Below are 3782 nucleotides of genomic sequence, written 5' to 3' on the forward strand. Positions count from 1 at the left end.
GGATTACCAAGGTCGGCACATCAAATTTAGTCAGGTCACCTCGGAAGTCAGTTGCAGAAAATGCGGCGATAGAGTCGTAAGTATTTTTTGCACCGGCCAACATGCCTTGTCTCCAGAAAGATTGGATCAAACCTGCTGAAGGTTTTACGCCCGGGCGATTAAAACCGAAAAACGGGCCAGAGGCGATATCCAAATATAATTGTGAGCGATTGTCGTTTGATGCTTTGCGTAAGCCATCAAAAACTGAAATCGGTAATCCGTTCGGATTGCTTTCGGTCTTCAACATAATGGGCGGTACGGCGCTAACCAGTACAGCTTTTTTAACTTGTTTGGTTCCGTGGCGACCAATATAGCGAGCCACCTCGCCGCCGCCGGTGGAGAATCCTACCAGCGTGACATCATCAACTTTAAGCGCGCTAATCACATCGGCCAAATCATCGGCGTATTGATCCATATCGTTACCATCCCATGGCTGACTGGAGCGGCCGTGACCACGGCGGTCATGCGCAACTACGCGATAACCTTTTTCTGCCAGGAATTGCATTTGTGATTCCCAGCTATCGGAACTCAGCGGCCAGCCGTGGCTGAACATCACCACTTGGCCATTTTTTGGACCCCAATCTTTGTAATAAATTTGCACGCCATCGCGGGTGGTCACTGTGCTTGCGGTGTGTTCGATTTTATCGGCGGCCTGTGCATGCAGCGTTACAAAAGATGTTGCGGTGGTGATTACAAAGGCGCTGAGTATGTGCATAAATTTTTTCATGATTAATCTCCAAAATAATTCGCAAGTTTCAAAACAGAAAAGAAAGTGGGTGAATTTATTGCTCGATAACAACCAACTCGACATCGATATTGCCGCGTGTTGCATTCGAGTACGGGCAAACCTGATGCGCTTTTTCAACCAGCTCTTGTGCTTGCGCCAATGGCAAACCAGGCAGAGAAATTTCCAATTTAACGCGCAGTGCAAAACCGGTTGGGATTGGACCTATGCCTACTTCTGCTGCGATTTGTGCGCTGGCCGGTATTTGTACCCGCGCCTGGCCAGCTACAAATTTGAGTGCACCTAAAAAGCAGGCTGAGTAACCGGCTGCGAACAATTGCTCGGGGTTGGTACCTGAACCGCCGGCACCGCCGAGCGCTTTAGGTGTGGAAAGTTGTACTGACAAGGCGCCGTCATTGGACTCTGAACGGCCTTCGCGGCCACCGGTTGAAACTACGTTAGCGGTATAGAGAATTTGTGAAGGTTTCATAATCTGCATTCCTGTTTGGATATTGGTTGAGGTTTGTTGGTTGAGGTTTGTTTGTTGCTGTTGACGAGGAGCATTGTGCTGGACTTATCGACACGAATTGATACAATTAATCTTCAATTCTTAACATATCGTATTTTTATGGTTGATCGCCTGGCAGCACTTCTAGGGCACTTCTCGATAAGCGCCCAAACCTTCCAAACCGGCCCGCTGTGCGGCATTAACACGCTGGATGGCAGCAAACCCTATGGGCAGTTGCATTTATTAAGGAAGGGAAAGGCGGAGGTGTGGCATGGGAATACCAAAGCCCATGAGCTTGAGGAACCGAGCCTGCTGTTTTATCCGCGCCCGACACCCCACAGTTTTGTGACCGACAGCGAACATGGCGCCGACTTTGTTTGCGCAAATATTTTGTTTGAAGGTGGATCGGCCAACCCGCTGCTCAATGCGCTGCCCCCGTGCATCTGCATTCCGCTCGCGCAAATGCCCCACAGCGTCGCCCTGCTCTCGCTCCTCTTCGCAGAAGCAGAGGCAAACTATTGCGGAAGACAGACAGTACTCGACCGTTTATTTGAAGTGATATTGGTTCAGTTATTGCGCGGGCTGATGGAAAGCGATAACCCGCAGTTGGGATTGTTAGCTGGCCTCGCGCACACGCAATTGCGGCGCGCGATAGTGGCGATGCATGAAAAACCGCAAGAAGATTGGTCGGTTGAACGGCTGGCGAAAATCGCAGGAATGTCCCGCAGTGTTTTCTCCAATCAATTCCGCGATGCCGTGGGCGATACTCCCGCGAATTATTTACAGCGGTGGCGCATTGGCCTGGTGCAGAAATGGTTGAAGAAAGGCCAACCGCTGCGATTAATTGCAGAAGAAGCCGGATACAGCAGCGAAGCGGCACTTTCGCGCGCATTTAAATCGCAATGCGGGGTATCGCCTATGCAGTGGTTGAAGGAAAGTCAGATAGGGAAACACTAGTTTTTTCTTGATAGAGCAGAACGGATTCTGCTGTATCAGCTCGTTTTATTAATCACTCCACAATGTTAAGTCGCTTAGTAATCTCAACGAAAACACCTTACGATAATCCTTCAACGCTGAATAACTTTCCGCCTCCATATAAAGCGCAAATGCCGCGACGGGTTTCCCGGTTGCATCTTTAATATAACCCACGTACCAGCCCTCAAACGCGCCATCATTATTATTGGGATCAATCGGGCCAGAACCGGTTTTGGCGTAGAGCGTTAGATTATTTTTGGTTTCTTGCAATGCTGCAGATTCAAAAATGGCAAAATGATTGGCCTTAACACCACAGCGATTTTTTAACACGCAAGCAATAAATTCCACTTGTTCCGCGGGCGAAATTTGTAATTCATTATTCAACCAAAACTCATTGCTGCCGGGAGTAAATGTTTGGTTGCCGTAATGAAATGTTGCTAACCATTTTTTATAGTCTGCAGGTTTTACACGCGGCACTAAGGCTTTGTAATACCAGACTGCTGAATGTTTAAAGGCCGATGCCAGTGTGTGCGATTGCTTCCAGGTTGCAGGCCAAAAATCTTGAGCGGGATATTTTTGCTGATCCCATTCGATACGCTCATCAATCGACTTGATTGCGCCAGTTTCAAGCGCAATCAATGTGTGGGGAATTTTAAAGCTGGAATAAGGACCATGCCGCTGGGTTAAGCCCGCCTCGTTGATCGCCCAACAATGATTACTTTTAAAATCGACTGCAAGAAATGTCACTTTACGGGTGCCGATGTCGGCAATGTAAGGATCTGTGTTGATTGGCTTGGTGGTTTTGCAGACGTCGGCAAAACTGATCAGGGGTGTTAAACACAACAAGCCCAATATTATTTTCATTTTCACTAATCATTTTCTCCATCAATCATTTTTTTATCCGCAAACATTCACCATGTCGGCAGAATTAGTAGTGGTCAGTATGCGTTCGCGCGCAAGGTTTGGGAAAGCGTCATAGTACAACCCCAAAGCGCCAAGTGGATCACTTCACGCACGGTATTAAATCTTATTTTATTAATTGCAGCGCCAACTGGCACTTTAATCCCTTGCATGCAGCCCTTATGCGACACTAGTATGCAAGCTGTTGACTCATTCACATATAAAAATAATTTCATATAAATGAATAGCAACAGGCAGCAAATCCGGTCAATCCCTTCCTGATGTCACCAACTCCATAGTTGGTTAGCGAAGCTAATACAGCTGTAAAACTATAAAATTTTTATTCCCTGAGGACTTCCTTATGCTTAACCACAAAGCAAAAGGCTATCGCTTGGCGACTATGCTCGGGTTGGGGTTGATGACCGCAACTTGGGGCAATGCCGTTTCTGCAGGCTGTAGCTATACCGTCACTAACTCCTGGGGCAGCGGTTTTACCGCTGCCATCCGCGTTACCAATGACAGCACCGCAACCATTAATGGTTGGCAAGTGAATTGGGCGTACAGCAAAAACACCGTGAGCAATGCGTGGAATGCGCGGCTTAGCGGCAACTACTCAGCGAGCAATATAGGGTGGAA

The 3782-nt window shown here is 47.8% G+C and carries 5 protein-coding genes; 2 read left to right on the forward strand and 3 right to left on the reverse strand.

The annotated features are described in order from the left end of the window. Both ACWA6V_RS18735 and ACWA6V_RS18740 read right to left on the reverse strand, forming a co-directional pair. Positions 1-766 (reverse strand): alpha/beta fold hydrolase (locus tag ACWA6V_RS18735; protein WP_449523919.1); only part of this gene is annotated, 766 nt, incomplete at its 3' end. Between the two features lie 55 nt (positions 767-821). Next, positions 822-1253 carry an organic hydroperoxide resistance protein gene (locus tag ACWA6V_RS18740; RefSeq protein ID WP_449523920.1) on the reverse strand — a complete coding sequence of 144 codons (432 nt, stop codon included), beginning with the start codon at positions 1251-1253 and terminating at the stop codon, positions 822-824. 138 nt (positions 1254-1391) lie between these two features. Here ACWA6V_RS18740 and ACWA6V_RS18745 point away from each other — a divergent pair, with 138 nt between their 5' ends. Continuing rightward, a complete protein-coding gene (locus tag ACWA6V_RS18745; RefSeq protein WP_449523921.1) occupies positions 1392-2228 on the forward strand; it encodes a cupin domain-containing protein in 837 nt (278 codons plus the stop codon). 48 nt (positions 2229-2276) lie between these two features. On the opposite strand, the gene ACWA6V_RS18750 is transcribed toward ACWA6V_RS18745, so the two are convergent. Further along, positions 2277-3110 carry a penicillin-binding transpeptidase domain-containing protein gene (locus ACWA6V_RS18750; protein ID WP_449523922.1) on the reverse strand — a complete coding sequence of 278 codons (834 nt, stop codon included), beginning with the start codon at positions 3108-3110 and terminating at the stop codon, positions 2277-2279. Between the two features lie 397 nt (positions 3111-3507). Here ACWA6V_RS18750 and ACWA6V_RS18755 point away from each other — a divergent pair. After that, a partial coding sequence (locus ACWA6V_RS18755) for a cellulose binding domain-containing protein (RefSeq protein ID WP_449523923.1) occupies positions 3508-3782 on the forward strand: 275 nt, incomplete at its 3' end.

The sequence above is a fragment of the Cellvibrio sp. genome (genome assembly GCF_053579595.1).